The organism is Micromonospora sp. NPDC049060 (assembly GCF_040649055.1).
GTDB classification, from domain to species: Bacteria; Actinomycetota; Actinomycetes; order Mycobacteriales; family Micromonosporaceae; genus Micromonospora; species Micromonospora reichwaldensis.
Window position 1 is genome coordinate 1 of the sequence record NZ_JBEZEV010000034.1, and the last position, 24,646, is coordinate 24,646.

Genomic DNA, 24,646 nt, shown 5'->3' on the forward strand with positions numbered 1-24,646 from the left:
GCCCCGCTCTCTACACAATCACCCGCGGCCCGCCTCACCCCCCGGCGGGGGGGGCGGGGCGGACCGCCCCGCCCCACCGGGCCGCCGCTGAAGAGGTAGGACCTCATCGTGAGACATGGCAAGTACCCGCTGATCGTCACCTTCCTGGTGCCGCCGGTGCTGCTCTACGTCATCTTCGTCGTGTCGCCGTACCTGCAGGCGTTCCAGATCTCCACCACCGACTGGCTCGGCTACTCGGCCGACGCCAACTCGGTCGGGCTGGCGAACTTCAAGACGCTCTGGAACGACGACTACGTCTGGAACGCGTTGAAGAACAACGCGATCCTGCTGGCGCTGGTTCCGGTGCTGACGATCGTGCTCGGCCTCTTCTTCGCCGCCATGCTCAACATGGGCGGGCGCAAGGGCCGGGCGGGGGTCAGCGGGGTGCGCGGCTCGTCGTTCTACCGCACGGTCTACTTCTTCCCCCAGGTGCTCTCCGTCGTGATCATCGCGCTGCTGTGGAAGGAGGTCTACCACCCGAACAAGGGCCTGCTCACCAGCGCCCTGCACAGCGTCGGTCTGGGCGCGCCCACCTGGCTGGGGGATCCGCGGACCGCCTTCTGGTGCGTGCTCGCCGTGATGATCTGGAGCAACGTCGGCTTCTACGTGGTGCTCTTCGGCGCGGCCATGTCGGCCATCCCCAAGGAGATCTACGAGGCGGTCATGCTCGACGGCGCCTCCCGGCTGACCACGCTGTGGAAGGTGACCATCCCGCTGCTCTGGGACACCGTCCAGGTCGCCTGGGTCTACCTGGCCATCTTCGCCCTGGACGGCTTCATCCTGGTGCAGCTGATGACCAACGGCGGTCCCAACTTCTCCACCGACGTCATCGGCGTGCGGATGTACGACACGGCGTTCGGCAGCGAGACCAAGTTCGGCTACGCCTCGGCGATCGGCGTGGTGATGTTCTTCCTGACCCTCACGGTGGCGGTGCTGGCGCTGCGGGCCAGCAAGCGAGACAGGATCGAGTACTCGTGACGACTCTGGACAAGCCCGCGTCCGTGGCGCTGCCCGACGAGCCTCCCGGCCCCGCCGACCGCCCGGTACGCCGCGAACTCGGCGTCGCCAACGTGCTGTCGCACGGCTTCCTGCTGTTCTGGGGTGCGCTGACCGTACTGCCGCTGCTCTGGATGTTCATCAGCTCGTTCAAGAGCAACGCGGAGATCCTGGCCGACCCGTGGTCGCTGCCCGGCGCGCTGCGCTTCGACAACTGGTCGCGCGCGTGGAGCGGGGCGCACATCGGCCAGTACTTCCTCAACAGCCTGGTGGTGGTCGCGGGCTCGGTCACCCTGACCATGCTGATGGGCGCCACCGCCGCGTACGTCTTCGCCCGCTACGAGTTCCGCGGCAAGCAGGTCGTCTACTACCTGTTCGTCGGCGGGCTGATGTTCCCCGTCTTCCTCGCCCTGGTGCCGCTGTTCTTCGTGGTGCGCAACGCCGGCCTGTTCGGCACCTGGACGGGTCTCATCCTGGTGTACGCGGCCTACTCGCTGCCGTTCACGGTGTTCTTCCTGACCGCCTTCTTCCGTACCCTCCCCACCGCCGTCGCGGAGGCGGCGCTGGTCGACGGCTGCGGTCACTTCCGGCTGTTCTTCCAGGTGATGCTGCCGATGGCGCGTCCGGGACTGATCAGCGTCGCCATCTTCAACTTCCTCAGCCACTGGAACCAGTTCCTGCTGCCCCAGGTGCTCATGCAGGGCGACGAGTCCAAGTGGGTGCTCGCCCAGGGTCTCGCCGCGCTCTCGGTCAACCAGGGCTACGCCGGCGACTACGCGCAGCTCTTCGCCGGCCTCACCATCGCGGTGGTCCCGGTGCTGCTGGTCTACATCCTCTTCCAGCGTCAGGTCCAGTCCGGCCTGACCGCCGGCCAGCTCAAGTAGTCGCGTCCGCTACCAATCAGGTTTTTTCGAGCGCGCCGGCGGCCGCACCCGCCTCGACGGGTAGAAGGGCGCCGGCCCCGCCGGCTCGCTCCCGCGTGAGGTCGCCTGCCGCGCGGCGAGGGCGGCCGGGACCGCCGCCGGCGCGCCGAGGTCGTACGTCTGCGACGGACCGCGGCTGCGGCGCCACGGCACACCGGCGTACGCGAGCGGGCCGCCGTGCGCCTCCACGCGTCGCGCCGACCCGGCCGCCCGATCGCATTCCGGTTGATCGAGGTCCAGCGGACGAGCCGCTCCCGCCGCGTCGGGCCGCCACTACACGCACGCTTGTAAACGGCTTGAGTCGCAGTGGTGGCGCCGACGTGGCGGACTGCGCCGCAGGAGCCCTTTTGGCTGGTGGGGGCGGGTGCGGCGGTCTCGCCGACGCCGGTCAGCCGCGCCCCGCGATCCCTTGTGGATGATGATGGGACAGCGGCTCACGTCGATCGGTGACACACTCGCCCATGGACAGTCATGAGTCGATCGACGGTTCGTCGCGAGACTTCCATGGTCGCCTCCGGCTGCTCCGAAAAGGAACAGGCAGGTGCAGTTGCCCGCGTGCGGACCTGCGGGTCCGCATGGCGGAGCGCTGCCGATTCACGCACGGGGAGGTGAACATGAAGAAGGAAGCGAAGCCCATCACCAAGGCCGACCTCGACGCGCTGAAGCAGGCCGTCGGCAAGGTCACGCCGAAGGCGACCACCGCCAAGGCGGGCGGATCCCGGGTTCACGTCGGGATGGCCCACTACACCCGCTAGTGCGAGGGCGGTGGGCGGCGTACGACGTCGCCCACCGCCTTTGGTCACTGTGCCCCCACCGCACCCCTTGGAAGAGGCGATATGAAGATCGGTTTCCTTGGACACAACGGCTTCGCTCTCGGGGCCGAGGATTCACCGGTCCTCGTGGATCCAATCCTGTACCGCCGTTACGGCGAGGAGTACACCTCGAGCCCGGTCGAGATCTATCCGCCGAGGCTGATCGACATCGACCGGATGCCACGGCCTGCTGCCGTGATCATCAGTCACGAGCACTCCGACCACTTCCACCTGCCCTCCCTGAACAAGCTCGACAAGTCGACGCCCGTCATCGTCGGGCCCACCATGATCGACACCGTCGTCGACTGCATCGAGTCGCTCGGCCTGACCGTCACCCGGTTGCCGTTCGGGGAGCCGGCCAGGTTCGGGTCGGTCATCGTCACCCTCTTCCCCCCTGGCCCCGACACGGTGCTCTGGGAGAGCCGCGTGTCGCAGGTCTACGTGCTCGACGCGTCCGAGCCGGACCGGGGCGGCGTCTTCCTGGGAATCGACGCCACCACCTCCACGGACTTCATCGAGGCTGTTTCCTCGGGACGGCTGCCAGCCCCCCGCGTGGTGGCCATGAGCAACAACGCGCAGGTGACCCCGCCCGGTGTGTTCGGGTCGCTGGACTGCTACCGGCCCGCCGGGCAGACCGCCGTCCGCTACCGCGGTCAGGGCTTTCCGGGCCTGGACATCCTCGGGGAAGTTGTCGCCTCGGCGGTGGAGCAGTCGGAGATCTTCCGCGGGGCACACATCCTGCTGTGCGGCGGCGGATTCCTGAAGGACTACGAGCAGATGGGCCCGTTCCCGTTCTCGGAGCAGCAGGAGATGGCGCGCCTGGCCAAGCAGCTGGTGCGGCACATGGACGTGGTGGGCCCCGTTCCCGGCGACGTCGTCGAAGTGCGTGAGCACGGCATCGAGAAGGTCGGGGAGCTGTCGTGGCTCGGCGTCGACCATGACCGCTTCGCCGAGCTGATCCACCGGCGGGAGAGCTTCCTGGCCAGGCGGGACAGCATCGCCATGCGCTGCATCGAGAACGCCGACGAAGAATCCGAGGACGCGGCGCTGGCCTGCATCGAACGCGAGCTGACGTATCTGAGCCGCGTCCTGCTGCTCAGTGACTTCGGCCGGCGGATGGCCGTTTCGCCGTCGGCACACCCGTTCGTCCTCAAGCTCAAGTATCTGACCCGTCCGGACCGCAGCTTCCGCTTCGATCTGGCCGCCGGGGCGTTCGAGGAGGCGGCGGATCTGCCGCTTGACGACTCTGTCGCCGCGTACCCCGAGGGAATCTTCATCCACGCCGTCGACTTCGCCGCCGTACTCCGTGGCGACCTGCAGTACTGGGACGTCGTCGGCATCGCGATGCGCACGTGGTTCGACGGAAACGCGCTGTCCTCGCCGGTGGCGCTGTTCTACGACGCCCTCGGCGAGCAGGTACGCCCGGACCTGTCGTGCCGGGTCTACCAGCAGCAGCTCGAGTACCTCGAGAAGGAGAACGCCTGATGTCCCCCGCATCCCTGACGTTCCTGGGTCACCAGTCGTGGCTGGTGGAGATCGGGGATACCCGTGTCCTCGTCGATCCGGTGCTGACCGACTCCTTCGGACACTCGGACAGGCTGCGTTTCGAGATCCATCCCGCGCGCCAGGTGGCGGTGGAGAAGATGCCGTCGCTGGATGCCGTGCTGGTCACCAACGAGCATCTGGACCACTTCCACCTCAACTCGCTGGACCTGCTGCCGCCGGAAACCCGCATTCTGATGCCGCGGATGATGCCGAAGGTGTGCGTTCGCGCCCTGGAGGAGGCGGGCCGCCAGGTCGAGTTGGTCGAGCTCGGCGCGGTGCAGCGGATCGGCGCGGTCGACGTGGTGTTCGTCCCGGGCGGCCCGGATGCGCCGATGTGGGAGAACCGTGTCGCCAGCGTCTTCGTGCGGCATGCGGAGGAGAAGGCCGGCGGAGTCTTCATCCAGTCCGACACGTCGATCGCGGCCCCCTCGCTGGAGGGCGGATGCGATCCGGACATCGTCGTGGCCACCCACAACGGGCAGGTGCCGCCGGCGGGTCACCTCGGCGCGTTCGACAACATGCTGCCGCTCGGCAGTGCCGAGTTCGCTGAGGTCACCGGCCTCCGCCTGCTGCACGGGGTGCTGTCCGACGTCGTGGCGAGCTTCCCCTCGGTCCGGTACGTGACCTTCAGCGGTGGCGGCTACGTGCAGGTTCCCGCCAAGCACGGCGAGTTCCTGTGGGGCAACTTCGAGCAGTTGGCCGGTATCGCCAGCCGGCTCTCGCTGACCACCCGGGTGCTGGGCATGAGTCCCGGCCAGAGCGTGGTGGTCGACGACGGGACGGAGGTGCGCTACAGCCAGGCGGAGTGGATCGATCCTGCCGAGCCGTCGCGTCCCGTCGCCCCCAGCGACAAGGAGGCCGTTGCCGAGCCGGACCTGTCCGAGCCGCTGCCGCCCCTGTTCGACGAACAGCTCACGGACGAGGACCGGGCTCTCGTCGAGTCGGAACTCCAGCTCATGGCTCCGCTGCTGATGCAGGCGAACCTGGGGCGGGATCTGATCACCCAGAACACCTATCTCGACAAGCCGGTCGGCCCGCACAGGTTCGCTGTCCACCTGCGCGGCTTCGACGCCGCGGGTGAGGCGGACGACGGCTCACGAGTCTTCGTGTTGAACTTCAACAACGGCCGCTTCGAGGAGCAGCCGCTGGACCTCCGCGACTGCCTGTTCTCCGTGCCGTCCGGCATCGACGTCAACGCTGTGGACCTTGTCGCCGTACTCCGGGGCAGGATCCACATCTGGGAACTCGCGGTCAGCCGCATGCGCCAGTGGTACCTGTGCGAGAAGGTGGACAGCCCCGTGGGCTTCCTGTACGGCTACTACAGCGAGCAGGTGCGGCCGGAACTGGCCGCCGAGCTCTACCGCAACGTACGGGCCCTTGCGTGGCGATAGTGGTCGTGGGTCCACCTGCCGCAGGCAAGTCGACGGTCGCTGGGGTCCTGGCCGCTCGCCGGGGCCTGGAGGTCGCCTGCTTCGACGAGGATCCTCCGCGCTGGTACGGAAGGTTCGGCTACACCGAGCAGGCCGCCGATGACGCGTACGCCAGCGGTGGCCTTTCCGCCTGGCACGCCTATACCGCCCGCCACGAGGTGCGCGCGCTGGCTGAGGCGGTCACTGCCACCGAGGGGGTGGTCGACACGGGCGGGGGCGTCGCCCTCCAGCGCGGCGGGTCGATCGAGGAACGTATGCTCCGTAGCGCCCTCGACCGGGCGGATTTCGCCGTCCTGGTCTGTCCTCATCTGGAGGATCCGGATCAGGCGGCAGATGTTCTGGCGCAACGTCTTCTGTCCCGTGAACAGGGTGGCACGCCGGGCGACTGGCACCAGCCGGACGGTGTTGCGCTGCTCCAAGGTCTGATCCGGGCTTCGCTGGCGCTGAAGGAGAGCGTGGACCTGCTGATCGACACGGCCAACGGCGAAGTTCATGAGCGGCATCGGCTACGGCCCGCTACTTCCGAGGTAACTTGATGTTCAACGCGTCCCTTCTCACTCCGCTGCGGTTGCCGAAGTTCCGGCGGGTCTGGATCGGCCAGCTCACCAACGTCGTCGGTGACGCCCTCTACACCGTGGCGGTCGCGCTGTTCCTGCTGCCACGCGACGATGCCGCGCAGGCGGTGGGTCTGGTACTCGGGATGACGGCTCTGGGCGGCGTCGTCTCGCTGTTGATCGGCGGTGCCCTGGCGGACCGGCACCGCCGCTCTCGCATGATCATCATTTCTGACCTGATCCGCGCCGCTGCCGTTCTGGGCATCATCCTCGTCGGCAACGACGCGCCGCTGGTGGTGCTCGGCGTGCTGGCCGCGGTGCTCGGCATCGGCAGCGGTTTCTACCGTCCCGCGTACGGGGCGATCCTGCCGTCGCTGGTGCCCGAGGAGATGTTGGCGAGCGCCAACGGCCTGCGTTCCCTGGTGAACCGCTTCGGTGTCATCGTCGGCGCCGCGCTCGGCGGGGCCGTGGCGGCGGCGTTCAGCCCGACCTGGGCGCTCGGAATCGACATCGTCACCTTCCTCGTCAGCATCGTCACACTGCTCCGACTGAACGAGCCAGCGCCCAGTCTCGAGGGCCAGGGCTCATCGCTCGCAGCCGACATCAAGGACGGTTTCGCCTACGTCGTCCGGCTGCCGTGGATGGCCGGTGTGATGCTGCAGGGCACGTTGCACATGGCGATGGTGGCGGCACCCGTCGCGGTGATGCTGCCCATCCTGACCGGGCCCGAGGGCTGGTTCGGCTACATCTCGGCGGCTGAGGGGGGTGGGGCATTCCTGGGCGCGATGCTGGCCTCGTCGATCCGTACGCGTTCGCCGGGCTGGGTGGCGACCTTCGTGCTGCTGCTCCAGCTCCCGCAGACCGTCCTGCTGGCGATGGACGGCCATCCGGCGTTGATCCTCGTCGCCTCCGCGCTGACCGGTTTCGGACTGGCCACGTTCGCGGTGCTGTGGACCACCGCTCTGCAGAGGACAGTCCCGCGCGGGCGGCTCGGACGGGTGTTCTCCATCGACCAGCTGACCGTCTTCGGCCTGATGCCCGTGGGATACCTCCTTGCCGGCTGGCTCCTGGAGGGGCTGGGTCCCGCCACCCTGGGCTGGGTGGCGACGGTGATCCTGGTGGTGTCGACCCTGATGGTGCTTCCGCTGCCGGGGCTGCGCCGGCTGGGCATGGAGGAGGAACGGGTGCCCGATCTGGCGGTCGAGGGTGCGGGGCGATGAGCGGAACCGGGCGGCACCCGGAAGCCGGTCGTCTCCTCGGCCTGGAACCGGTGCTCTACAGGGACCTGCCGATGATGGTGGCGCCCGCCCCCGCCGACACGGAAGTCGCCGTGTGGTGGCCCCAGCCGGACGAGATGCCCGCGCTCACCGCGTCCTGGCGGGACGCCACCGCCACCCGGCTGCTGCACGCCGTGTACCTGTCCGAGGCCGACGGAGAACCGCGGTGAAGGCCATCTTCGAGGGTGGCCGCAGCTGGCGCGTCCACTCCACCGGCGGGGTCAGGGTGGCGGTGGACCCGGCCTGGCTCGATGACGTGGGATGGACCGACTCCTACCGCTACGTGTTCCACCCACCCCGACACCTCGACCACGACGCGATGCCGCCGGTCGACGCGGTGGTCATCACCGGTGCCCGCCCGGAACAGCTGGACCTCCAGACGCTCCACCAGCTCGATCGGCAGGTGGTGGTGGTGGTGAGCCCGCTGCTGCCGGCGGTGGCCGCCGAAGCGATCGAGGTCCTGGGGTTCGTCGCGATCCGCGGGTACGTCGACCACGACGTCTCCGTCGGTGACCTCGTGCTGCGATTCGTGGCGCCGGCGCCGGTCGGTACCGCGGCCCTGCCGGCCGCCGGGCTGATGGTCCGCGAAACCGGTTGCCCATCGGCGTTCTACCTGCGCGGTGACGGTCCCTGCCGAGCCGATGGAGTGCCTTCGGACGAGGGCTCGGTGTTCGAGGTGCGACACGGCGGAGCCGAGCGGACGCCCGCGTCAGACGGCGACGGGCTGCACCTCGGCAGCGGCGTGCGGCACCCGGCGGTCGACCGGTCGGTGTTCGACGGTTGGGTGGCGCAGGGCTCCGCGCCCGGGGCCGCCGCACCGTGCGTGGTCCGTGCCGGTGACGCCTGGGACATCGACGTGGTCGTGAAGCCGGCAGCCGCCGCGGAGTGGGTCTCGCCCGGCCACGAACAGGAGCTGGGTGAGCTCGTGCTTCCCCTGTCCGCACGGCCGAGAAGCGACCGCGAAGGACGCGACCGCCACGAACTCGTGCTCGACGCGCTTCCCGGCCTGGCGAGGGACCTGACGCTGTATCCGCCGGGCGGTCCACGGCGCGCGCACTGGGCCCAGGGCACCCACGACGGCCTCGGGCCCAAGGCCTTCCTGCTCACCCTCATCGAAGGTCCGGCGGGTACCCGCTGCCAGTACGCGCTCGACGTCACGCGGTCCGGGTTCGTGCCGCTGTATGAAGCCGCCGAGACGGCCCGGGACCGGTTTCCGTGCGGACTCACCCTCTGCTTCGACGATTTCGTCGCCATCCTGCGAGGTGAGCTGTACGCCGCGGACGTGTTCGCGTCGTCCCACGTGTGGAGCCGTGACGCGGATCCCGAAGACGTCCGGCGGACGCTGGCGGACCTGTTCAGCGTCGCCCGACCGCAGCTCCTCAGACGTGTGCTGATATCCCAGGCCAACGCGCTCGTGGCCGGGTGGGCGCCGGCGGCACTGCTCGAGGCGCGGGAACCGGGTGGGACCTCATGACGGTATCGATCAGCCGCGTCTCGTCCGTCGTCATCTTCTCCGAGGAATGGCTTGCGATCGCGCACTGGTGGGCCAACCTCACGCGGCAGCCGCTGGTCCGCTTCCCCCGCTCGGCGTCGATCGACCTGGCCGGGGTCGAGATCGTGTTCTCCCCGACGGACGAACGCAATCCTCCCGGCGGTTCGCCGCTGCCGTACCTGGAGGTGGCGGACTTCAACGACGCCCGCCGTGAACTCGCCGACCGGGGCTGCCTGGAGATACACCGGCCGCTGGCCGTGCAGGGTGGCCGGCAGATCACCCAGTTCCGCGATCCCTTCGGCAACATCTTCGGCATCGAGGGCGCCCTGTCCGGGCCGGACGAGCTGTGGCCGGAGGTGGTGCAGGAGATGCGGGAGCTGAGGGAACTCTATGAGTGAAGGCACCCGCGTCGCGGCGACCTGGAGGGTGGCCGACGTCGACCCACCCGCTGCACCGCCGAGGGAGCACCTCGCCCGACACCACGGGCAGACCCGCAGCGACCCGTGGCAGTGGATGGAAGACCTGTTCACCCCCGAGGTCTTCGCCGTCGTCCAGGCCAACAACGCCTACACCACGGCGATCCTGGAGCCGCTGGAGAGCACGGTCGCGGACGCCGAGGCGCAGATCAGGTCCTGGACGCCGCAGGGCACCCGATCGGTGCCCGTCGCGAAGGGACAGTGGCTCTACTACAGCCGTACGGCCGATGGATCCGCAGCCGTGCTCCGCTGCCGCAGCCTGGTCGACCCCGACTCGGGCGAGGCCGTGCCACAGACCGAGCAGGTCGTGCTCGACGAGGCCGCGTTGTCCGCCGGGCAGCCGCACTTCGCGCTCGGTGTCTACGACGTCTCGCCGGACGGTCGGCTCCTGGCGTACGCCGTCGACCTTGTCGGCGACGAGCGGTTCCGCCTGCGTTTCCGGGACGTCGCCGCCGGCGCCGAGCTGCCCGTCCAGGTCGACGGGGTCACGTACGGCGGCGCCTGGGACGCCGCCGGCGAGCACTACTTCCACCTCGTCACGGACGCCACCGGCCGGGCCTTCCAGGTTTGGCGTCTCACGCTGGCGACGGGCGAGCGGACCCTGGTGTACGAGGAGCCGGACGAGTCGTCGTGGCTCACCGTCGACCTGTCACGTAGTGAGAGGTACGTCTTCATCGAGTCGGACAGCCACGTCGGCAACCAGATCTCCGTGATCGACGCGCTGGCGCCACGGTCCGAACCGTTCCTCCTGGGGCCGGCACGACGTGCCGGCACGCATCTGCAGGCCGATCACCGGGAGGGGCAGTTCTGGATCCTGGCCAACTCCGGTGACGAGACCTCCCGGCTGTGGCACTGCCCGGCCCGGCCCATGGCAGCGCTGACCGAGGTGGTGTTCGGCGACGCGCGGGAGACGAAGCTGCTGACCGTCGACGCGTTCGCCGGACACGTGGTCCTGCAGACGTTCTCGCCCGGCCACCGGGGGATACGGGTCATCGACGCCGACAACGTCGTGACCGACCTGGCGCTACCCGCCGCGACGACGTGGGTGGGTGTGAACGGCAACCCGGACCACCACTCGCGGCTCGTACGGTTCACCGCCTCCTCGGTCGTCTGCCCGCCGATCACCGCGGCGTACGACCCGCGCAGCCGCAGCACCGACATCGTGGACAGGGCGGCGGTTCCCGGTTGGGATCCGGCCAGGTACGAACAACTCGACCTGGTGGCCCACGGTCGTGACGGGACGGCGGTGCCGTTGACAGTGGTGCGGCAACGCCGCAGCGCTGGTGCGCCACCGCCACCGCCACCGGGCGCGGTGCTCGAGGTCTACGGTGCCTACGGTGCCGTCGTACCGCTGGACTTCGATCCCGCGCGGCTGCCGTTCCTCGCCCGCGGCGGCGTCTACGCGTTCGCTCATGTCCGCGGTGGCGGAGAGGGTCCACCCGGTTGGCACGAGGCTGGCCGTGGCGAGCACAAGGCGACCGGCGTGAACGACTACCTGGCCTGCGTGGAGGCGCTCGTCCGAACCTGTGACCTGCCACCGGGGCGCGTCGTCGCCAGCGCCGCGTCCGCCGGTGCTCTCGTCGCGGCTGCCGCCTGCAACACCTCGCCGGAATCGTTCGCCGGGCTGGTGCTCGACGTTCCGTTCCTCGACCCGCTCGGCACCCTGCTCGACTCCGAGGCGGCGCTCACCACTGTCGACCGGGCGGAGTGGGGCAACCCGCTGGCCGACGCGCGCGCCTACGCCGCCATCAGCGCCTACGCGCCCTACGACAACATCTCTTCCCGCGAGTACCCGCCGGTGCTGGTGTTCGCCGCGCTGAACGACAGCAGGGTCGGGGCGCACGAAGCGCTCAAGTACGTGTCCCGCCTGCGCGAGCAGGCCCACGGCGGACCGTTCCTGCTGTCGACGGACCTGTCAGCCGGCCACGGCGGCAGCACCGACCGCGACGCGCGTAAGCGAAAGGCGGCGCTCGTCTGCGCCTGGGCACTGAAGGCACTCCACCAGGTGCCGTGACGCCTCCTCCTGAAAGGACCCGCTCGTGTCGAGACGACCAGTTCCACCCCCGGATCGCCTGCTCGCGGGGATGCACGGCGAGGCGGACCACCGAGGGTTCCTCGCCACACACGTGGCGTTCCGGGACGAGGCCGGAGCCCCCGTGCTCAAACTCGTGGACACCGGCAAGTCCGTGCTCTGCATGGTGGAGCGGCGGTGTCAGGCGTGCGGGTTCGACATCGCCCGTGGCGACCTGATCATTTTCGTCGGATACAGCGAAGATGTGACCTTCAAGGAGCCGCCCCTGCACCTCGACTGCGGTGTCTACTCGCTCGGCATGTGCCCGGCTCTGATCACCCGTCATCGCCGCGAACAGCTGCGCATCGTGGTCTGCCGGGACTACGAGTTCCTACCGAAGAGCGAAGGCAGACCGCCCCGGTGCCGGCCGCTACCCGGGGCCGACGAACACGGTCGCGAGGCGCCCCCCGTCGAGTACACCGTCGAGGAACTCCACCGGATGCTCGCCGAACGGGCGTCGGGCCAGCACGAGTGATCATCCGATCGGCAGCACCGAGCTGGTGAGCAGGTCGGCGACCTCCGCCGGCAGCTCCAGGTCGACGCTGGCGAGCTGGGCCCGTACCTGGTCGGCGTCGCGTGCGCCGAGAAGCACACCGGCGACCCCCGGGCGGTCACGAACCCAGGCCAGCGCCACCTCGGCGCAGCTGCGGCCCAGCGCCCTCGCGACGAGGTCGAGTACCTCGAGCGCCGCCGGCACCTCGGGAGCGGACAGGAAAGGCGCGATGAACGGGGAGTATCGGGGGTCAGCGCCTCTGGTGCCGGGCGGCACACCCCGGTGATACTTCCCCGTCAGGACCCCGCTGGCCAGTGGCGACCATGCCAGCACCCCCGCACCGTGCGCACGGACCCGCTCCGCGACGGCTTCGGCCGCCCGAACCAGCAGCGAGTACTGGAGCTGCACCCCGCTGATCGGCATGCCGATCCGCTCCGTGACCGCGAACGCCTCGCCCACCTGGCGGGGCGTGTAGTTGCACACCCCCACCGCCCTGGCCCGGCCCGAATCACGTGCGACACGTAGCGCCTCGACGCTTGCCGACAGCGGGGTCGCGTCGCTCCAGGCGTGCAGCTGCCACAGGTCGACATGGTCCGTACCGAGACGCCGCAGCGACGCGTCGAGCTGGGCCAGCAGGGCATCGGGGGTGGTGTCCACGCCGTTCGCGGTCACGCCGGCCTTGGTGCTGACGACGACGGCGTCACGCGGCACCGACGCGAGCAACCGGCCGAGGATGCGCTCAGCGTTACCGTCCGTATAGACGGCGGCGGTGTCGACGAGCGTGCCGCCCGCATCGAGGAAGCACCACAACTGCTCCCGTGCGGCGTCCTCGTCGGTCTCGTGGCCCCACGTCCACGTGCCCAGGCCGTAGCCGGAAACGGCCAACTCGCCCAGGGGCCTCAGCTGCATCCGCTGCCACTCACACCGGCACGCCGCAGCGGCGGCGCAGGTCGGCGGGGAGCGCATCGGCCACCCCGCTGCTCACCAGATCGGACCGGAACCGCTCTGCCAGGTCGTCATTGGCGGCCGTCCGTTGCCGCACCACCGGAGACGTCACCACGGACTGCCGGGGAAGGCCGAGGTACTCAAGGACACCGTTGACCGAGCCAGCCAGATCGTCGTCCAGCTCCTCGTAACTGAGGGTGTAGGGTGCCGTGTCGCGCTCGGCGAAGAACGGGCTCCACCCGTGCTCGATGACCGCCAACGCCTGCAGGGTGTCCAACAGGACGTCGAAGTCGTAGGCCGGGGTCCCCGCCACGGCGTCGCGAAATTCGTCGTCGTCGGTGTGGCCCGTCCCGGCCCAGCGCACGTATTCCTTCGTCACCGAGGCGAGATAGCTGGACACCGTCTGCAGGACCAGGTCGTCGCGGTAGAGGCGGATGAACCGCACATCCTGCCGACCTTCGAGAACGGCGAGTGGATCGACACCGAGGTTGTCACGCGACCACTCGACCTGATTCCAGTGCAGCTTGAGGGCGAGCACTCCGCCGCTGTCCGCCTCGGCGCGCACTCTGCGGAGATACGCCGACGGGTCGGTCAGCCGCGGCTCGTCCATCGTGGACTGTGGTGCCCGCAGGTCCCAGGTGCCGGCCAGATGGTGGATGCGTGGACGGCCGAACCACTCCCGCGGTGAGCCGGCGCCCGGAACGCGCCCCAAGGCCTCGCAGAGGTAGGTGCTGCCGACGCGCGGAGTGGCGCAGACGACGTAGGTCAGCGACACCGGCGACCTACTTGATCGCGATGATGGCGAGAAGAAAGCCCAGGCGGGCGAGCGCGTTGACCCCGGTCGTCCCCGGCTCCACGGGAACCCGTTCGATCACGATTCGCCGGTAGTGGCTGTAGAGTTTTTCCTGTTGAACCTCGTCGATGGTCGGCAGGATCCAGAACAGCGCGACGGCGGCACCCGGCTTGAGGTGCGATGCCGCCTCGACGAGGAAGGAGACATTCTCGTCGACCAGGGCGGGCACATCCTCGGCGTAGGTGTCGAAGAAGATCCCGTCGGCCTCCGCGAACAGGCCTGTCTGATTCTGCCAATAGTCGTGCACGGGCCGGATGTCAGCCTGGGGGCGCTCGGCCCGCCACTGCTGCAGGCGCTCGAACATCTCCGGGTGGGGTTCGATGATGGTGTGGCGCTCGATCTTCTGGTCCTGGAGAGCACCCGCGGAGATCCCCATGCCGAAGCCGACCTCGATGATGCGGGTCCGCTCCAGGTTCGCGAGCAGGATCTCTGCCATCCGTTGCATGAGCGGGGTCTCCCACCGCTTCATCACCTTGTAGTGGTCGTCGACGACGAGTTGATCGGCTTCAAGACGCGAGGGGAGGCGATGCCAGCCTGAATCGGGCTTCACGGCAGCCAAGTTAGCACCATCCGCGCCGGCGCGTGGGGCACCGATGCCGGCGTTCCGGGCGAGGTCGGTGGGGCATTGCCGAACAATTCCCGGGGGCAGGTGCCGACGGTGGGCGGCGATGAGTGCAGAAGACGTACCTCGATGTAGGGCTCTTATCTCAGTTCGTGCCGGGACGCCACAGGAACGTGGTGTGCGGCCGAATTCGAACGACGTGTACCGGGTTCCGCGATCCGGATGTGGACCGGTCGGGGGAGTGGGCTCAGCCCGTCGGGACCAGCAGGGCGTGCAGGGCCTGCGGATCCGTCACCTCGGGCAGGTCGCGGGCGGCGAGCCAGGCCGCGGCGGCAGCGCCGTCGCCGGCGCTGTGCAGCGGCGCGTCGGGCCACCGCCGGCCGACCTCGACCCGGACCGCCGCGGCGAGCGGGGTGTCGCCGGTCAGCAGGCCACCGCCGAACACGATGGGGGAGACCTCGCCCGCCGGGCGGATCCGCGCCGCGCTCTCCGCCAGGTGCGCGGCGGCCTCGTCGATGAGCCCACAAGCGACCGGCTCGCCGTCGACGGCCGCGGCGACCACGAGGGGCGCGAGCCGGGCCAGTTCCACGGGGGGTCGCCGGGTCACCGTCTGGACCAGGGCGTCGACGGTGTCCCGGGGGCGGGCCGCCACCTCGGCGGAGCCGAGCAGTTCGGTGAGCACCCCGGTCGCCAGCCGGCCCGGTGCGTGCCCCCGGTCGAGGTCGGCCAGCAGCCGGCGGACCGCCTCCCGGCCCAGCCAGAAGCCCGAGCCCGCGTCGCCGAGCAGCCAGCCGTGACCGTCGGCGACCCGGTCCAGCCGCAGCTCGCTGACTCTGGCGGCGATCGCCCCGGTGCCGGCGATCAGCACCGTGCCGTTCGGGCTGGCGGTGCCCGAGGCGTACGCGACCAGCGCGTCGCCGTGCACCGCGTACGGGCAGCGCAGGCCGGCGTCGCGCCAGGCCCGGTCGAAGGCGTCGCGGCCCGCCGGATCGGCGAGCAGCCGGCCCGCCCCGGCCAGCCCGATCGTGCCGCCACGCACCCGGGCGGGATCGACGCCGGCGAGCGCCTCCCGCAGTGCGGCCAGGAGTTCGCCCGCCGCCCGCTCGGCACCGTGGCTGGTGGGGTTCCCGCCGCCCGCCCGGCCGCTGCCCAGCCGCCGCCCGTCGAGGGCCAGGGCGGTCGCCCGCGTGGACGTACCCCCGACGTCGAGACCGACCACGACGCTGTCGGACATTCGCACCTGCCTCTCGATCGACGCCGCGTTCATGCTGGTCGGCCCGGCGGCGGGGGGCAAGGGGCGGACCGGCTCCGGGGCTGTGCGCCAGGTAACAGTTTGAAAACTTCGCCCGTGGCCTTGACACAGAGGGGCTTTCAGTAAGAACTTTTACCACTAACAGTTAACACTCTTTTCGGAAAGGTGCCCCATGGTTGATCACGAGGTGGAGACCTCCGCGGGGACCGCGGTGGTCGACGCCGGCGCGGTCGACCGGCGGGGTGCGCTCGGGGTCGCCTCCGACGGCGTGCTGGCGCGGGTCCGGGCCGGCGCGGGCGAGCTGACGGGGGCACTGCGCCGCGTCGCCGAGCACGTGCTCAGCGACCCGGAGGCCGCCGCCCGGGCGACAATCGTGGAACTGGCCGAGCGCAGCGGCACCTCCCCGGCGACGATCACCCGGTTCTGCCGGGCGATGGGCTTCGACGGCTACGCCGACCTGCGACTCGGCATCGCCGCGGAGACCGGCCGGGCCCGCTCGGCGGGCTGGACCGTCGACATCGGCCGCGAGATCCAGCCCAGCGACCCCCTCTCCCGGGTCCTCGACCAGATCATGGCGGCCGACACCCGCGCCATGCACGACACCGCCGCGCTGCTCGACCTCGCCGAGGTGGAACGGGCCGCCGTCGCCATCGCCGGGGCGTCCAGGGTGAACATCTTCGGGGCCAGCGGCAGCGCCCTGGTCGGCGAGGAGATGCAGTTCAGCCTGCACCGCATCGGCGTGGCGGCCTGGGCCTGGAACGACGTGCACGAGGGCCTCGCCAGCGCGGCCCTGCTGCGCCAGGGCGACGTGGCGCTCGGCATCTCGCACACCGGCCAGACCCGGGAGACCATCGAGATGCTCGCCGAGGCGGGCAGCCGGGGCGCGACCACCGTGGCGCTGACCGGGTTCCCGCGCTCGCCGCTGGCCGAGCTGGCCGACATCGTGCTGCTCACCGCCAGCCAGGCCACCACCTTCCGCCCCGACGCGCTCTCCGCCCGGCACCCGCAGCTGGTCGTGCTCGACCTGCTCTACATCGCCGTCGCCCAGCGCACCCACGACCGCGCCCACGCGGCCTTCCGGCGTACCGCCCAGGCCGTCGACGGGCACAAGGCCGCGAAGGGGGCCACCGCATGATCAGCGCCCAGGGGTACGCCGACGCCGTCCGCCCGGTGCTCGACCGGCTCGTCGACGCCAGCGCCGACGCGATCGGCACCGCCGCCGACCTGATCGCCACCAGCCTGCGCGCCGGCGGGGTGCTCCAGGCGTTCGGTGCCGGCCACTCCGAGGCGTTCGCCGCGGAACTGGTCGCCAGGGCCGGCGGGCTGGTGCCCACCAACCGGCTCTCCCTGCACGACCTGGTGCTGCACGGCGACGCCCCGCGCGACGTGCTCGCCGACCCGAAGCTGGAGCGCGACCCCGCGGTCGCCCACCAGCTCTACGAGCTGGCTGCCCCGCAGCCGCAGGACGTGTTCGTGGTGGCGTCGCAGTCCGGCATCAACGGCTCGGTGGTCGAGCTGGCGACGCTGGTCACCGGACGCGGCCACCCGCTGATCGCGGTCACCTCGGTCGCGCACACCGCACGGGTCGCCCCGCGGCACCCGTCCGGCCGGCGCCTCGCCGACCTCGCCGACGTCGTGCTGGACAACGGCGCGCCGTACGGCGACGCACTGCTGCCGCTCGAGGGCGGCGGCGCGGTCTGTGCGGTCTCCTCGGTCACCGCGGCGCTGCTGGCGCAGCTGCTGACCGCCGAGGTCGTACGACGGTTCCACCAGGCCGGGGAGGTACCCCCTATCTACCTCTCCGCCAACGTCCCCGGCGGGGACGAGCACAACCACGCCCTCGAGTCGCGGTATGCCGGGCGCCTCCGGCGGACCGCCTGACCCGAACACACAAGGAGAGACGACGATGTCGATTACCCCCGACAACCCGGCCGACCTGAGCCGCCGGACCGTGCTGCGCCGGGCCGCCGCGGTGGGCCTGCTCGCCACCCCGGCCGCCGGCCTGCTGAGCGCCTGCGCGACCAGCGGCGGCGACGAGAAGAACGAGCAGGTCGCGGACGGTAAGAAGAGCGCCACCAACCCGCTCGGGGTGGCCGAGGACGCCCCCATCGAGGTGGTCATCTTCAACGGTGGCTACGGCGAGAAGTACGCCACCGACGTGCACCAGCCGCTGTACAAGAAGGCGTTCCCGAAGGCCGAGATCAAGCACCAGTCGACCCAGGCCGTGTCCACGGTGCTCCAGCCGCGGTTCGCCTCGGGCAACCCGCCGGAGTTCGTGAACAACTCCGGCGAGAAGATGATGGACTTCGGCGCCCTGGTCGCCGACGGCCAGCTCCAGGACCTCACCGAGCTGTGGGACGCCCCTTCGGTCGACGACCCGAACAAGAAGGTCCGCGACACCGTGGTGCCGGGCACCGTCGACGTCGGGTCCTTCAACGGCAAGCCGTACGTCCTGTACTACGTCTCAACCGTCTTCGGCATCTGGTACTCGGGCAAGCTGTTCAAGGACAACGGCTGGGCGCCGGCGAAGGACTGGTCCGAGTTCACCGCCCTGCTCGACAAGATCAAGGCCAAGGGCATCACCCCGTACGGCTACGCCGGGGCGAACGCCGCGTACTACCAGTGGAACGTGATCCTCACCCACGCGGCGAAGATCGGCGGCACCGACGTCCTGAAGAACATCGACAACCTGGAGGACGGCGCCTGGCAGCAGGACGCGGTCAAGCAGGCCGCCGCGGCGTGGGCCGAGATCGGCGCCAAGTACGTCGACAAGAGCTTCGAGGGGCTCAAGCACACCGACGTGCAGCTGCGGCAGAACCAGTACAAGCTGGCGTTCTACCCCAGCGGCGACTGGCTGGAGGGCGAGCAGAAGAAGGACACCCCGTCCGGCTTCGACTACCAGCTGATGCCGGTGCCGAGCCTGTCCGCCTCGGACAAGCTGCCGGCGACGGCGCTGCGGGCGACCGCCGGTGAGGGCTACTTCGTCTCGGCCAAGAGCAAGAACCCCAAGGGCGGCCTGGAGTACATGCGCCAGATGCTCTCGGTGGCCGGCGCGAAGGGCTTCACCGAGACGGTCAAGGCCCCGACCGTGGTCACCGCCGGCTCGGAGGGCTTCGCCTTCCCGCCCGGCGTGGCCAGCTCGCAGGCCGCGCTCAAGGCCGCCGGCCAGGACGTGTTCAACATCTACTTCGACGGCTGGTACAAGGAGCTCGACACGGAGGTCCGCACGGCCACCAACGAGCTGATGTTCGGCCGGATCAAGGCGGACGCCTTCGTGGAGCGCATCCAGAAGCGTGCCGACGCGATCAAGAAGGACAGTTCCATCACCAAGTTCAAGCGCTGATCGGGGCGTGGGGGTCATGCGGCACGGCAAGTATCCGTTCGTGATCGGGTTCCTCTTCGTTCCCGTCACGCTGTACGTCGTCTTCGTCATCGCGCCGTACGCGCAGGCGTTCCAGATCTCGATGACCAACTGGCGGGGGCTCTCCGCCCCGCAGTGGGTGGGCTTCGACAACTACCGGAGGTTGTTCGACGACGCCAACTTCTGGAAGGCCGTCCAGCACCACGGCGTACTGCTGCTTGCCCTGCCGCTGATCACCATCGCCATCGCGCTGTTCTTCTCCTTCCTGCTCAACGTGGGCGGAAAGAGCAGCGGCGGGCAACGCCAGGGGGTCTGGGGGTCGAAGTTCTACCGGGTGGTGTTCTTCTTCCCCCAGGTCCTGGCGGTGGCCATCATCGCGGTGCTGTTCCAGACGGTCTACCGGCCCAACGAGTCCGGCCTGATCAACGGCGTGCTGATGAAGCTCGGCTTCGACCCGGTGCTCTTCCTGGTCCGGCCGAACCTGGCGCTCTGGTCGATCATCGCCGTGCTGGTCTGGCAGGCGGTCGGCTTCTACGTGGTGCTCTTCTCGGCGGGCATGGCCTCCATCCCCGGCGAGATCTACGAGGCCGCCGAGATGGACGGGGCGAGCCGGGTGACGCTCTTCTTCCGGGTCACCCTGCCGCTGCTCTGGGACACCCTCCAGGTGGCCTGGGTCTACCTGGGCATCGCCGCCTTCGACGCGTTCGCCATCGTCTCGGTGCTCTCGGTGGACGGCGGCGGCCCGGACGGCGCGACGACCGTCCTGGCCATGGAGATCTACCGCAACGCCTTCGTCTACTCGAAGTACGGCTACGCCTCCGCCATGGGCGTGGCGCTGTTCTTCCTCACCCTCACGTTCGCGGCGCTGACGCTGCGGCTGACCAAGCGGGAAAGCGTGGAGTACTGATGAACCCGCAGACGACGCTGCCGCCGACACCGGCGGCGCTACCGCCGAAGACCGTGAAGCCGGGCGCCGCGGGCGGGCGCGGAGGCAGAGGCAGGCGCTCGGAGGTACGGCTCTTCGCCAACCTCGGGCACGTGGCGCTCGCCGTGTGGGCGGTCATCGTGATCGTGCCGATCCTCTGGACCTTCCTCGCCTCCTTCAAGAACACCACGGAGATCTTCAGCAGCCCGTGGACCCTGCCGGCCGAGCTGCGTTTCGAGAACTACGCCCGGGCGTGGAACAAGGCGAACGTCGGGCGCTACTTCATCAACAGCGTGATCGTGGTGGCGTGCAGCACCTTCGGCACGATGCTCTTCGGCTCGATGGCCGCGTACGTGCTGGCGCGCTACAAGTTCTGGGGCAACCGGGCGATCTACTACCTGTTCGTCTCAGGGCTCGCGTTCCCGGTGTTCCTCGCCCTCGTGCCGCTCTTCTTCGTCGTGCGCAACCTGGGGCTGCTGGACACCCACACCGGCGTGGTGCTGGTCTACATCGCCTACTCGCTGCCGTTCACGGTGTTCTTCCTGGCTGCGTTCTTCAAGACGCTGCCGTCGTCGGTGGCCGAGGCCGGGATGATCGACGGCTGCTCGCACACCCGGCTGTTCTTCCAGGTGATGCTGCCGATGGCGAAGCCGGGCCTGATCAGCGTCGGGATCTTCAACATCATCGGCCAGTGGGGGCAGTACCAGCTACCGCTGGTGCTGCTCTCCAATGCCAAGGACAAGTGGGTGCTCACCCAGGGCATCGCCGACATCTCGGTCAACGCCGGCTACGAGGCCGACTGGTCCGGCCTCTTCGCCGCCCTCACCATCGCCATCCTCCCGATGATCGTCGTGTACGCGATCTTCCAGCGGCAGATCCAGTCGGGTCTCACCTCCGGCGCGGTGAAGTAGACCCGGGCGCCTCAGGGGTGCCAGGAGCGCCACAGGGCGGCGTACGGGCCGTCGGCCCGGACCAGCTCGTCGTGACTGCCGAGCTCGGTGATCCGCCCGCCCTCCAGCACGGCCACCCGGTCGGCGTCGTGGGCGGTGTTGAGGCGGTGCGCGATCGCGATGACGGTCCGCCCGGTGAGCAGGGCGGCCAGGGCCCGCTCGGTGCGCCGGGCGGTCGTCGGGTCGAGAGCGGCGGTCGCCTCGTCGAGGATCAGCGTGTGCGGATCGGCGAGCACCAGCCGGGCCAGCGCGAGCTGCTGGGCCTCGGCGGCGCCGAGCTGGTGCGCCCCGTCGCCCAGCAGGGTGTCGAGGCCGTCGGGCAGGCGGGCGTGCCAGTCGGCGCCGACCGTGGCCAGCGCCGCGCGCATCCGGTCGTCGGAGGCGTCCGGGGCGGCGAACGCGAGGTTGTCGCGTAGCGAGCCGATGAACACGTGGTGTTCCTGGGTGACCAGGGCGATGCGCCGCCGGCGCTCGGCCGGGTCCAGGTCGGTGACCGGGCAGCCGCCGACGCTGACGACCCCCTCCCGGGGCGCGTCGATCCCGGCGAGCAGCCGCGTCAGGGTGGACTTCCCGGCCCCCGACGGCCCGACGAGCGCCAACCGCTCGCCGGGCCGCACCTCGAGGTCGATGCCGTGCAGCACGTCGGGTCCGCCGCCGTACGCGAACCGGGCGCCCCGGACGACCAGCCGCTCGTCCACCGGCGCGGCGGCCCGGCCGGGCCGCTCCGGCGGCACCTGACCGACGCCGAGCACCCGGGCGAACGAGGCGAGGCCGCGCTGTGCCTGCTCGGTCCACATGAGCATCCGGTCCAGCGGGTCGATCGCCTGTTGCAGGTAGAGCGCGGCGGCGACCACCGCGCCGAGGGACACCTCACCCCGCGCGAGCAGGAGGCCACCGACCAGCAGCAGCGCGGCGACGGGCAGCGGGTGGCTGGCCTCCACCACGCTGAAGAACACCGTGCGCAGCGCCAGGGTCTTCCGCCGGGCGGCCCAGACCCCGGCTATCCGCGCGGTGCCGTGCCCGATCCGTTCGTCGGCGAGGCGCAGCGCCTCGACCGTACGGGCGCCCTCGGCGGTGCTCGTCAGCGTCTCGGTCAGCTCGGCGGCGACCGCCCCCTCGGCCAGGTACGCCGGGCCGGCGCGCCGCAGGTACCACCGGGTCACCAGGGCGATCGTCGGCAGCCCGGCCAGCGCGGTCAGCCCGAGCAGCGGGTGCAGCAGGAACACCGCCCCGAACAGCAGCGCCAGCTGCACCGAGGCGATGACGATGATGGGCACCACGTCCCGGACCGTGGTGCCGACGGTGGCCACGTCGACCGAGCTGCGGGTGGCCAGGTCCCCGGCGCCGGCGCGCTCGACGACGCCGACGGGCAGGTTCAGCGTCCGCTCGACGAACTCCTCGCGCAGCCGGGCCACGGCCCGCTCGCCGAAGCGATGGCCGGCGTACTGCGCGTAGCGCGACAGCAACGTCTGCACCAGCACGGCCCCGCCGATCGCCAGGGCGAACCGGTCGACGGTGGCGACGCCGGCCCCCGCGGGCACCCGGTCGACGATGGTGCCGAGCAGCCACGGCGGGGCGAGCCCGGCGACCGTGGCGGCGGCGTGCAGCGCCAGCACGACTCCGACCGCGCGCCGGTCCCGGGCGATCAGGCCCCGGGTCGCCCGGCGGACGGTGGACCGGTCGGCGACCGGCAGCCCGCTCACCGCAGCGCCTGCTCGGCGTCGGCGTCGCCACGGGCCACGAGCCGCCGGTAGCCCGGGTCCCGGTCGAGCAGGTCGGCGTGCGCGCCGGTGGCGGCGACCCGCCCCGCGACCAGGTGCGCGACCTCGTCGGCCCGTCCCAGCAGCAGCGGCGAGGTGGTGAGCACGACGGTGGTCCGTCCGGCCCGCGCGCGGCGCAGCCGCTCGGCGATCCGCGCCTCGGTGTGCGCGTCGACCGCCGAGGTCGGCTCGACGAGGATCAGCACCTCCGGTTCGGCGAGCAGCGCCCGGGCCAACCGGACCCGTTGCCGCTGGCCGCCGGAGAGGGATCGGGCGCGGGTGTCCAGCGGGGTGTCGAGCCCGTCCGGCAGGGCCTCGACGACGTCCTCGGCCGACGCGGCGTGCAGGGCGGAGGTGATCCGCTCCCGGTCACCGTCGGGCCGGGCCCCGCGCAGCACCTCCCGCAGCGTCCCGGCGAACAGGTGGGCGTCGTGGTCGGCGACCAGGATGCGGGCCCGCACCTGGTCGAGTTCGACGGCGGTCAGCGGCACGCCGCCCCAGGTGGCGTCGCTGACGGCGTACCGGCCGAGCCGGTCGGCCAGCGCGAGGGCGTCCGCCGGGTCGGCGGCGGCCACCGCGGTGAGGCGGCCGGCCCGGACGGTCAGCCCGCTCGACCGGTCGTGCAGGTCGGCGGGACCGCCGGGAGCCGCGACCGGGGTGGCGGGGGTCGAGGCAGGACTGGCGGGGCCAGCGGGGGTCAGGGCAGGGCTGACAGGGCCGGCGGGGGCCGCGACGGGGGTGGCGGGGCGGGCCGGCTGGCGGCTGCCGGGAACCGTCGCCGCGCGGGCACCGGCCAGCGTGTCGCGCGGCCCGCCGACGCCGTCCGGCTCGACGGCGAGCAGGGCGACGATCCGGCGGGCCGCGACCCGGCCCCGGATCAGCTGGTGGCCGCCCTCCAGCAGGAACCAGACCGGCACGACGAGGGTCGCGACGTAGCCGTAGACGGCGACCAGTTCCCCGACGCTGATGTCGCCGGTGACGGCCATCCGGGCCGACAGCCACACCACCGCCGCGAGGAACAGCCCGGGGACGGCCACCGTCGCCGCGTCGATCCAGCTGTTCACGGAGCCCACCCGGTATCCCTCGACGAGCAGGTCGCGGGAGCAGGCCGCGTACCGGCGGGCGAACAGGCCCCGGCCACCCACCCCGGCGAGCACCCGCAGCCCGGCCACGATGTCGCCCGACCGGGCGGTCAGCTCGCCCTGCTGCTGCCGGTAGACCGACTCCGCCCGCTCCAGCCGGCGCAGCAGGGGAGCGACGACCAGGACGACCGACGGCACGCCCACCAGCACGCAGAGCGCGAGCAGGGGCGAGATCGACCAGAGCACGACGGCGACGACCAGGTATGCGACCACCGCCCCGACGCCGGGCCCGGTCACCGTCATCACCTGCGCCGCCCGGTCGATGTCGGTGCCGCCGACCGTGGCCACCTCGCCCGCCGCGGCCCGGCGTGGCAGCACGGCGCCGACCCGGGACAGCTGGCGGAGCACCACGGCGGCGGAGCGCGCCTTCGCGTCCTCCCGGATGAAGGTCATCGTGCGGTGCCGCATGATGCCCAGCCAGGACAGCGCGACGCCGGCGACGACGATCGCCGCCACCCACAGGGCCAGGGCCCGGTTGTCGCCGGCCCGCAGCCCGTCGTCCACGGCGCGGGAGATCAGGTAGGGCCGGACCGCCAGGCCGGTCATCCAGGCCGCGCCGAACAGGCTGCCGCGCAGCACCCGCCACGGCTGGCAGCGGACCAGCCACCACAGGTACCGCAACGGGCCCCGGAGGTCCGGAGTGCCGGGCTCGGGATGGGGGATCCGTGGTGACACCGGCCCACGCTACCGAGCCGCGGCACCGCCGCACCGCCCCGTTTCCGGCGTGCCGCCCGCCGACGTTCCGTCGCCGGCGTCCTGCCCGCCGACGTGTCGTCGCCGGGGTGGTT

The 24,646-nt window shown here is 70.9% G+C and carries 23 protein-coding genes; 17 read left to right on the forward strand and 6 right to left on the reverse strand.

Annotated elements, in window-relative coordinates:
* Positions 1-108: 108 nt before the first annotated feature.
* From AB0B83_RS14855 to AB0B83_RS14910, 12 genes are all read left to right on the forward strand, one after another.
* Positions 109-1,017 carry a sugar ABC transporter permease gene (locus AB0B83_RS14855; protein WP_357578649.1) on the forward strand — a complete coding sequence of 303 codons (909 nt, stop codon included), beginning with the start codon at positions 109-111 and terminating at the stop codon, positions 1,015-1,017.
* A 152-nt stretch (positions 1,018-1,169) separates the two neighbouring features.
* Positions 1,170-1,919: a carbohydrate ABC transporter permease gene (locus AB0B83_RS14860; RefSeq protein WP_199184745.1), complete on the forward strand. Its 750-nt coding sequence runs from the start codon at positions 1,170-1,172 to the stop codon at positions 1,917-1,919.
* Positions 1,920-2,572: 653 nt separating this feature from the next.
* A complete protein-coding gene (locus AB0B83_RS14865; RefSeq protein WP_357578650.1) occupies positions 2,573-2,713 on the forward strand; it encodes a hypothetical protein in 141 nt (46 codons plus the stop codon).
* Positions 2,714-2,794: 81 nt separating this feature from the next.
* Positions 2,795-4,255, forward strand: coding sequence for an MBL fold metallo-hydrolase (locus AB0B83_RS14870; protein ID WP_357578651.1), 1,461 nt, complete (start codon positions 2,795-2,797; stop codon positions 4,253-4,255).
* Complete coding sequence (locus tag AB0B83_RS14875; protein ID WP_357578652.1) at positions 4,255-5,706, forward strand: MBL fold metallo-hydrolase; 1,452 nt, start codon at positions 4,255-4,257, stop codon at positions 5,704-5,706. The genes AB0B83_RS14870 and AB0B83_RS14875 overlap by 1 nt, the downstream gene beginning before the upstream one ends.
* Complete coding sequence (locus AB0B83_RS14880) at positions 5,697-6,281, forward strand: hypothetical protein (protein ID WP_357578653.1); 585 nt, start codon at positions 5,697-5,699, stop codon at positions 6,279-6,281. The genes AB0B83_RS14875 and AB0B83_RS14880 overlap by 10 nt, the downstream gene beginning before the upstream one ends.
* Positions 6,281-7,519: an MFS transporter gene (locus tag AB0B83_RS14885; RefSeq protein WP_357578654.1), complete on the forward strand. Its 1,239-nt coding sequence runs from the start codon at positions 6,281-6,283 to the stop codon at positions 7,517-7,519. Before AB0B83_RS14880 ends, AB0B83_RS14885 begins: the two co-directional genes overlap by 1 nt.
* The gene (locus tag AB0B83_RS14890) at positions 7,516-7,746 is read left to right on the forward strand and encodes a hypothetical protein (protein WP_357578655.1); all 231 of its coding nucleotides are present in this window, start codon (positions 7,516-7,518) and stop codon (positions 7,744-7,746) included. Before AB0B83_RS14885 ends, AB0B83_RS14890 begins: the two co-directional genes overlap by 4 nt.
* Positions 7,747-7,802: 56 nt before the next feature.
* The gene (locus tag AB0B83_RS14895) at positions 7,803-9,050 is read left to right on the forward strand and encodes a hypothetical protein (protein WP_357578656.1); all 1,248 of its coding nucleotides are present in this window, start codon (positions 7,803-7,805) and stop codon (positions 9,048-9,050) included.
* Entirely contained in the window at positions 9,047-9,466 is a 420-nt protein-coding gene (locus AB0B83_RS14900) for a hypothetical protein (RefSeq protein WP_357578657.1), read from the forward strand. The genes AB0B83_RS14895 and AB0B83_RS14900 overlap by 4 nt, the downstream gene beginning before the upstream one ends.
* Entirely contained in the window at positions 9,459-11,558 is a 2,100-nt protein-coding gene (locus AB0B83_RS14905) for a prolyl oligopeptidase family serine peptidase (RefSeq protein WP_357578658.1), read from the forward strand. Before AB0B83_RS14900 ends, AB0B83_RS14905 begins: the two co-directional genes overlap by 8 nt.
* A gap of 70 nt (positions 11,559-11,628) precedes the next feature.
* On the forward strand, positions 11,629-12,090 hold the full coding sequence (locus AB0B83_RS14910) for a hypothetical protein (RefSeq protein ID WP_357578659.1): 462 nt from the start codon (positions 11,629-11,631) through the stop codon (positions 12,088-12,090).
* On the opposite strand, the gene AB0B83_RS14915 is transcribed toward AB0B83_RS14910, so the two are convergent.
* The 4 genes from AB0B83_RS14915 to AB0B83_RS14930 form a co-directional block, all read right to left on the reverse strand.
* Positions 12,091-13,017, reverse strand: coding sequence for an aldo/keto reductase (locus AB0B83_RS14915; protein ID WP_357578660.1), 927 nt, complete (start codon positions 13,015-13,017; stop codon positions 12,091-12,093).
* Positions 13,018-13,027: 10 nt separating this feature from the next.
* Positions 13,028-13,828 (reverse strand): Stf0 family sulfotransferase, encoded by an 801-nt coding sequence (locus AB0B83_RS14920; protein WP_357578661.1) that lies wholly within the window; start codon positions 13,826-13,828, stop codon positions 13,028-13,030.
* A 7-nt stretch (positions 13,829-13,835) separates the two neighbouring features.
* Positions 13,836-14,456 carry a class I SAM-dependent methyltransferase gene (locus AB0B83_RS14925; protein ID WP_357578662.1) on the reverse strand — a complete coding sequence of 207 codons (621 nt, stop codon included), beginning with the start codon at positions 14,454-14,456 and terminating at the stop codon, positions 13,836-13,838.
* A 259-nt stretch (positions 14,457-14,715) separates the two neighbouring features.
* On the reverse strand, positions 14,716-15,702 hold the full coding sequence (locus AB0B83_RS14930) for a BadF/BadG/BcrA/BcrD ATPase family protein (RefSeq protein WP_357578663.1): 987 nt from the start codon (positions 15,700-15,702) through the stop codon (positions 14,716-14,718).
* Positions 15,703-15,892: 190 nt separating this feature from the next.
* Here AB0B83_RS14930 and AB0B83_RS14935 point away from each other — a divergent pair, with 190 nt between their 5' ends.
* Genes AB0B83_RS14935 through AB0B83_RS14955 form a run of 5 tightly spaced genes read left to right on the forward strand, consistent with a single transcriptional unit; the run spans position 15,893 to position 20,917 of the window.
* Positions 15,893-16,855 carry a MurR/RpiR family transcriptional regulator gene (locus AB0B83_RS14935; protein WP_357578664.1) on the forward strand — a complete coding sequence of 321 codons (963 nt, stop codon included), beginning with the start codon at positions 15,893-15,895 and terminating at the stop codon, positions 16,853-16,855.
* A complete protein-coding gene (locus tag AB0B83_RS14940; protein ID WP_357578665.1) occupies positions 16,852-17,601 on the forward strand; it encodes an SIS domain-containing protein in 750 nt (249 codons plus the stop codon). Before AB0B83_RS14935 ends, AB0B83_RS14940 begins: the two co-directional genes overlap by 4 nt.
* Before the next feature lie 25 nt (positions 17,602-17,626).
* Positions 17,627-19,063, forward strand: coding sequence for an N-acetylglucosamine/diacetylchitobiose ABC transporter substrate-binding protein (gene ngcE, locus AB0B83_RS14945; RefSeq protein WP_357578666.1), 1,437 nt, complete (start codon positions 17,627-17,629; stop codon positions 19,061-19,063).
* A gap of 16 nt (positions 19,064-19,079) precedes the next feature.
* Positions 19,080-19,988 carry a sugar ABC transporter permease gene (locus AB0B83_RS14950; protein WP_357578667.1) on the forward strand — a complete coding sequence of 303 codons (909 nt, stop codon included), beginning with the start codon at positions 19,080-19,082 and terminating at the stop codon, positions 19,986-19,988.
* Positions 19,988-20,917: a carbohydrate ABC transporter permease gene (locus tag AB0B83_RS14955; protein ID WP_132238816.1), complete on the forward strand. Its 930-nt coding sequence runs from the start codon at positions 19,988-19,990 to the stop codon at positions 20,915-20,917. Before AB0B83_RS14950 ends, AB0B83_RS14955 begins: the two co-directional genes overlap by 1 nt.
* Before the next feature lie 11 nt (positions 20,918-20,928).
* Here AB0B83_RS14955 and AB0B83_RS14960 read toward each other — a convergent pair whose 3' ends face one another.
* Positions 20,929-22,659, reverse strand: a complete 1,731-nt coding sequence (locus AB0B83_RS14960) for an ABC transporter ATP-binding protein (protein ID WP_357578668.1) — start codon at positions 22,657-22,659, stop codon at positions 20,929-20,931.
* Positions 22,656-24,533 (reverse strand): ABC transporter ATP-binding protein, encoded by a 1,878-nt coding sequence (locus AB0B83_RS14965; protein WP_357578669.1) that lies wholly within the window; start codon positions 24,531-24,533, stop codon positions 22,656-22,658. The genes AB0B83_RS14960 and AB0B83_RS14965 overlap by 4 nt, the downstream gene beginning before the upstream one ends.
* Positions 24,534-24,646: the final 113 nt, after the last annotated feature.

Excerpts from the sequence above, each read along its gene's own strand:
- AB0B83_RS14860 (WP_199184745.1), top strand. The coding sequence starts at position 1,170 with ATGTTCATCAGCTCGTTCAAGAGCAACGCGGAGATCCTGGCCGACCCG.
- AB0B83_RS14865 (WP_357578650.1), top strand. The coding sequence starts at position 2,573 with ATGAAGAAGGAAGCGAAGCCCATCACCAAGGCCGACCTCGACGCGCTG.
- AB0B83_RS14870 (WP_357578651.1), top strand. The coding sequence starts at position 2,795 with ATGAAGATCGGTTTCCTTGGACACAACGGCTTCGCTCTCGGGGCCGAG.
- AB0B83_RS14875 (WP_357578652.1), top strand. The coding sequence starts at position 4,255 with ATGTCCCCCGCATCCCTGACGTTCCTGGGTCACCAGTCGTGGCTGGTG.
- AB0B83_RS14885 (WP_357578654.1), top strand. The coding sequence starts at position 6,281 with ATGTTCAACGCGTCCCTTCTCACTCCGCTGCGGTTGCCGAAGTTCCGG.
- AB0B83_RS14890 (WP_357578655.1), top strand. The coding sequence starts at position 7,516 with ATGAGCGGAACCGGGCGGCACCCGGAAGCCGGTCGTCTCCTCGGCCTG.
- AB0B83_RS14900 (WP_357578657.1), top strand. The coding sequence starts at position 9,047 with ATGACGGTATCGATCAGCCGCGTCTCGTCCGTCGTCATCTTCTCCGAG.
- AB0B83_RS14905 (WP_357578658.1), top strand. The coding sequence starts at position 9,459 with ATGAGTGAAGGCACCCGCGTCGCGGCGACCTGGAGGGTGGCCGACGTC.
- AB0B83_RS14910 (WP_357578659.1), top strand. The coding sequence starts at position 11,629 with ATGCACGGCGAGGCGGACCACCGAGGGTTCCTCGCCACACACGTGGCG.
- AB0B83_RS14915 (WP_357578660.1), bottom strand. The coding sequence starts at position 13,017 with ATGCAGCTGAGGCCCCTGGGCGAGTTGGCCGTTTCCGGCTACGGCCTG.
- AB0B83_RS14930 (WP_357578663.1), bottom strand. The coding sequence starts at position 15,702 with ATGTCCGACAGCGTCGTGGTCGGTCTCGACGTCGGGGGTACGTCCACG.
- AB0B83_RS14935 (WP_357578664.1), top strand. The coding sequence starts at position 15,893 with ATGGTTGATCACGAGGTGGAGACCTCCGCGGGGACCGCGGTGGTCGAC.
- AB0B83_RS14940 (WP_357578665.1), top strand. The coding sequence starts at position 16,852 with ATGATCAGCGCCCAGGGGTACGCCGACGCCGTCCGCCCGGTGCTCGAC.
- ngcE (WP_357578666.1), top strand. The coding sequence starts at position 17,627 with ATGTCGATTACCCCCGACAACCCGGCCGACCTGAGCCGCCGGACCGTG.
- AB0B83_RS14950 (WP_357578667.1), top strand. The coding sequence starts at position 19,080 with ATGCGGCACGGCAAGTATCCGTTCGTGATCGGGTTCCTCTTCGTTCCC.
- AB0B83_RS14955 (WP_132238816.1), top strand. The coding sequence starts at position 19,988 with ATGAACCCGCAGACGACGCTGCCGCCGACACCGGCGGCGCTACCGCCG.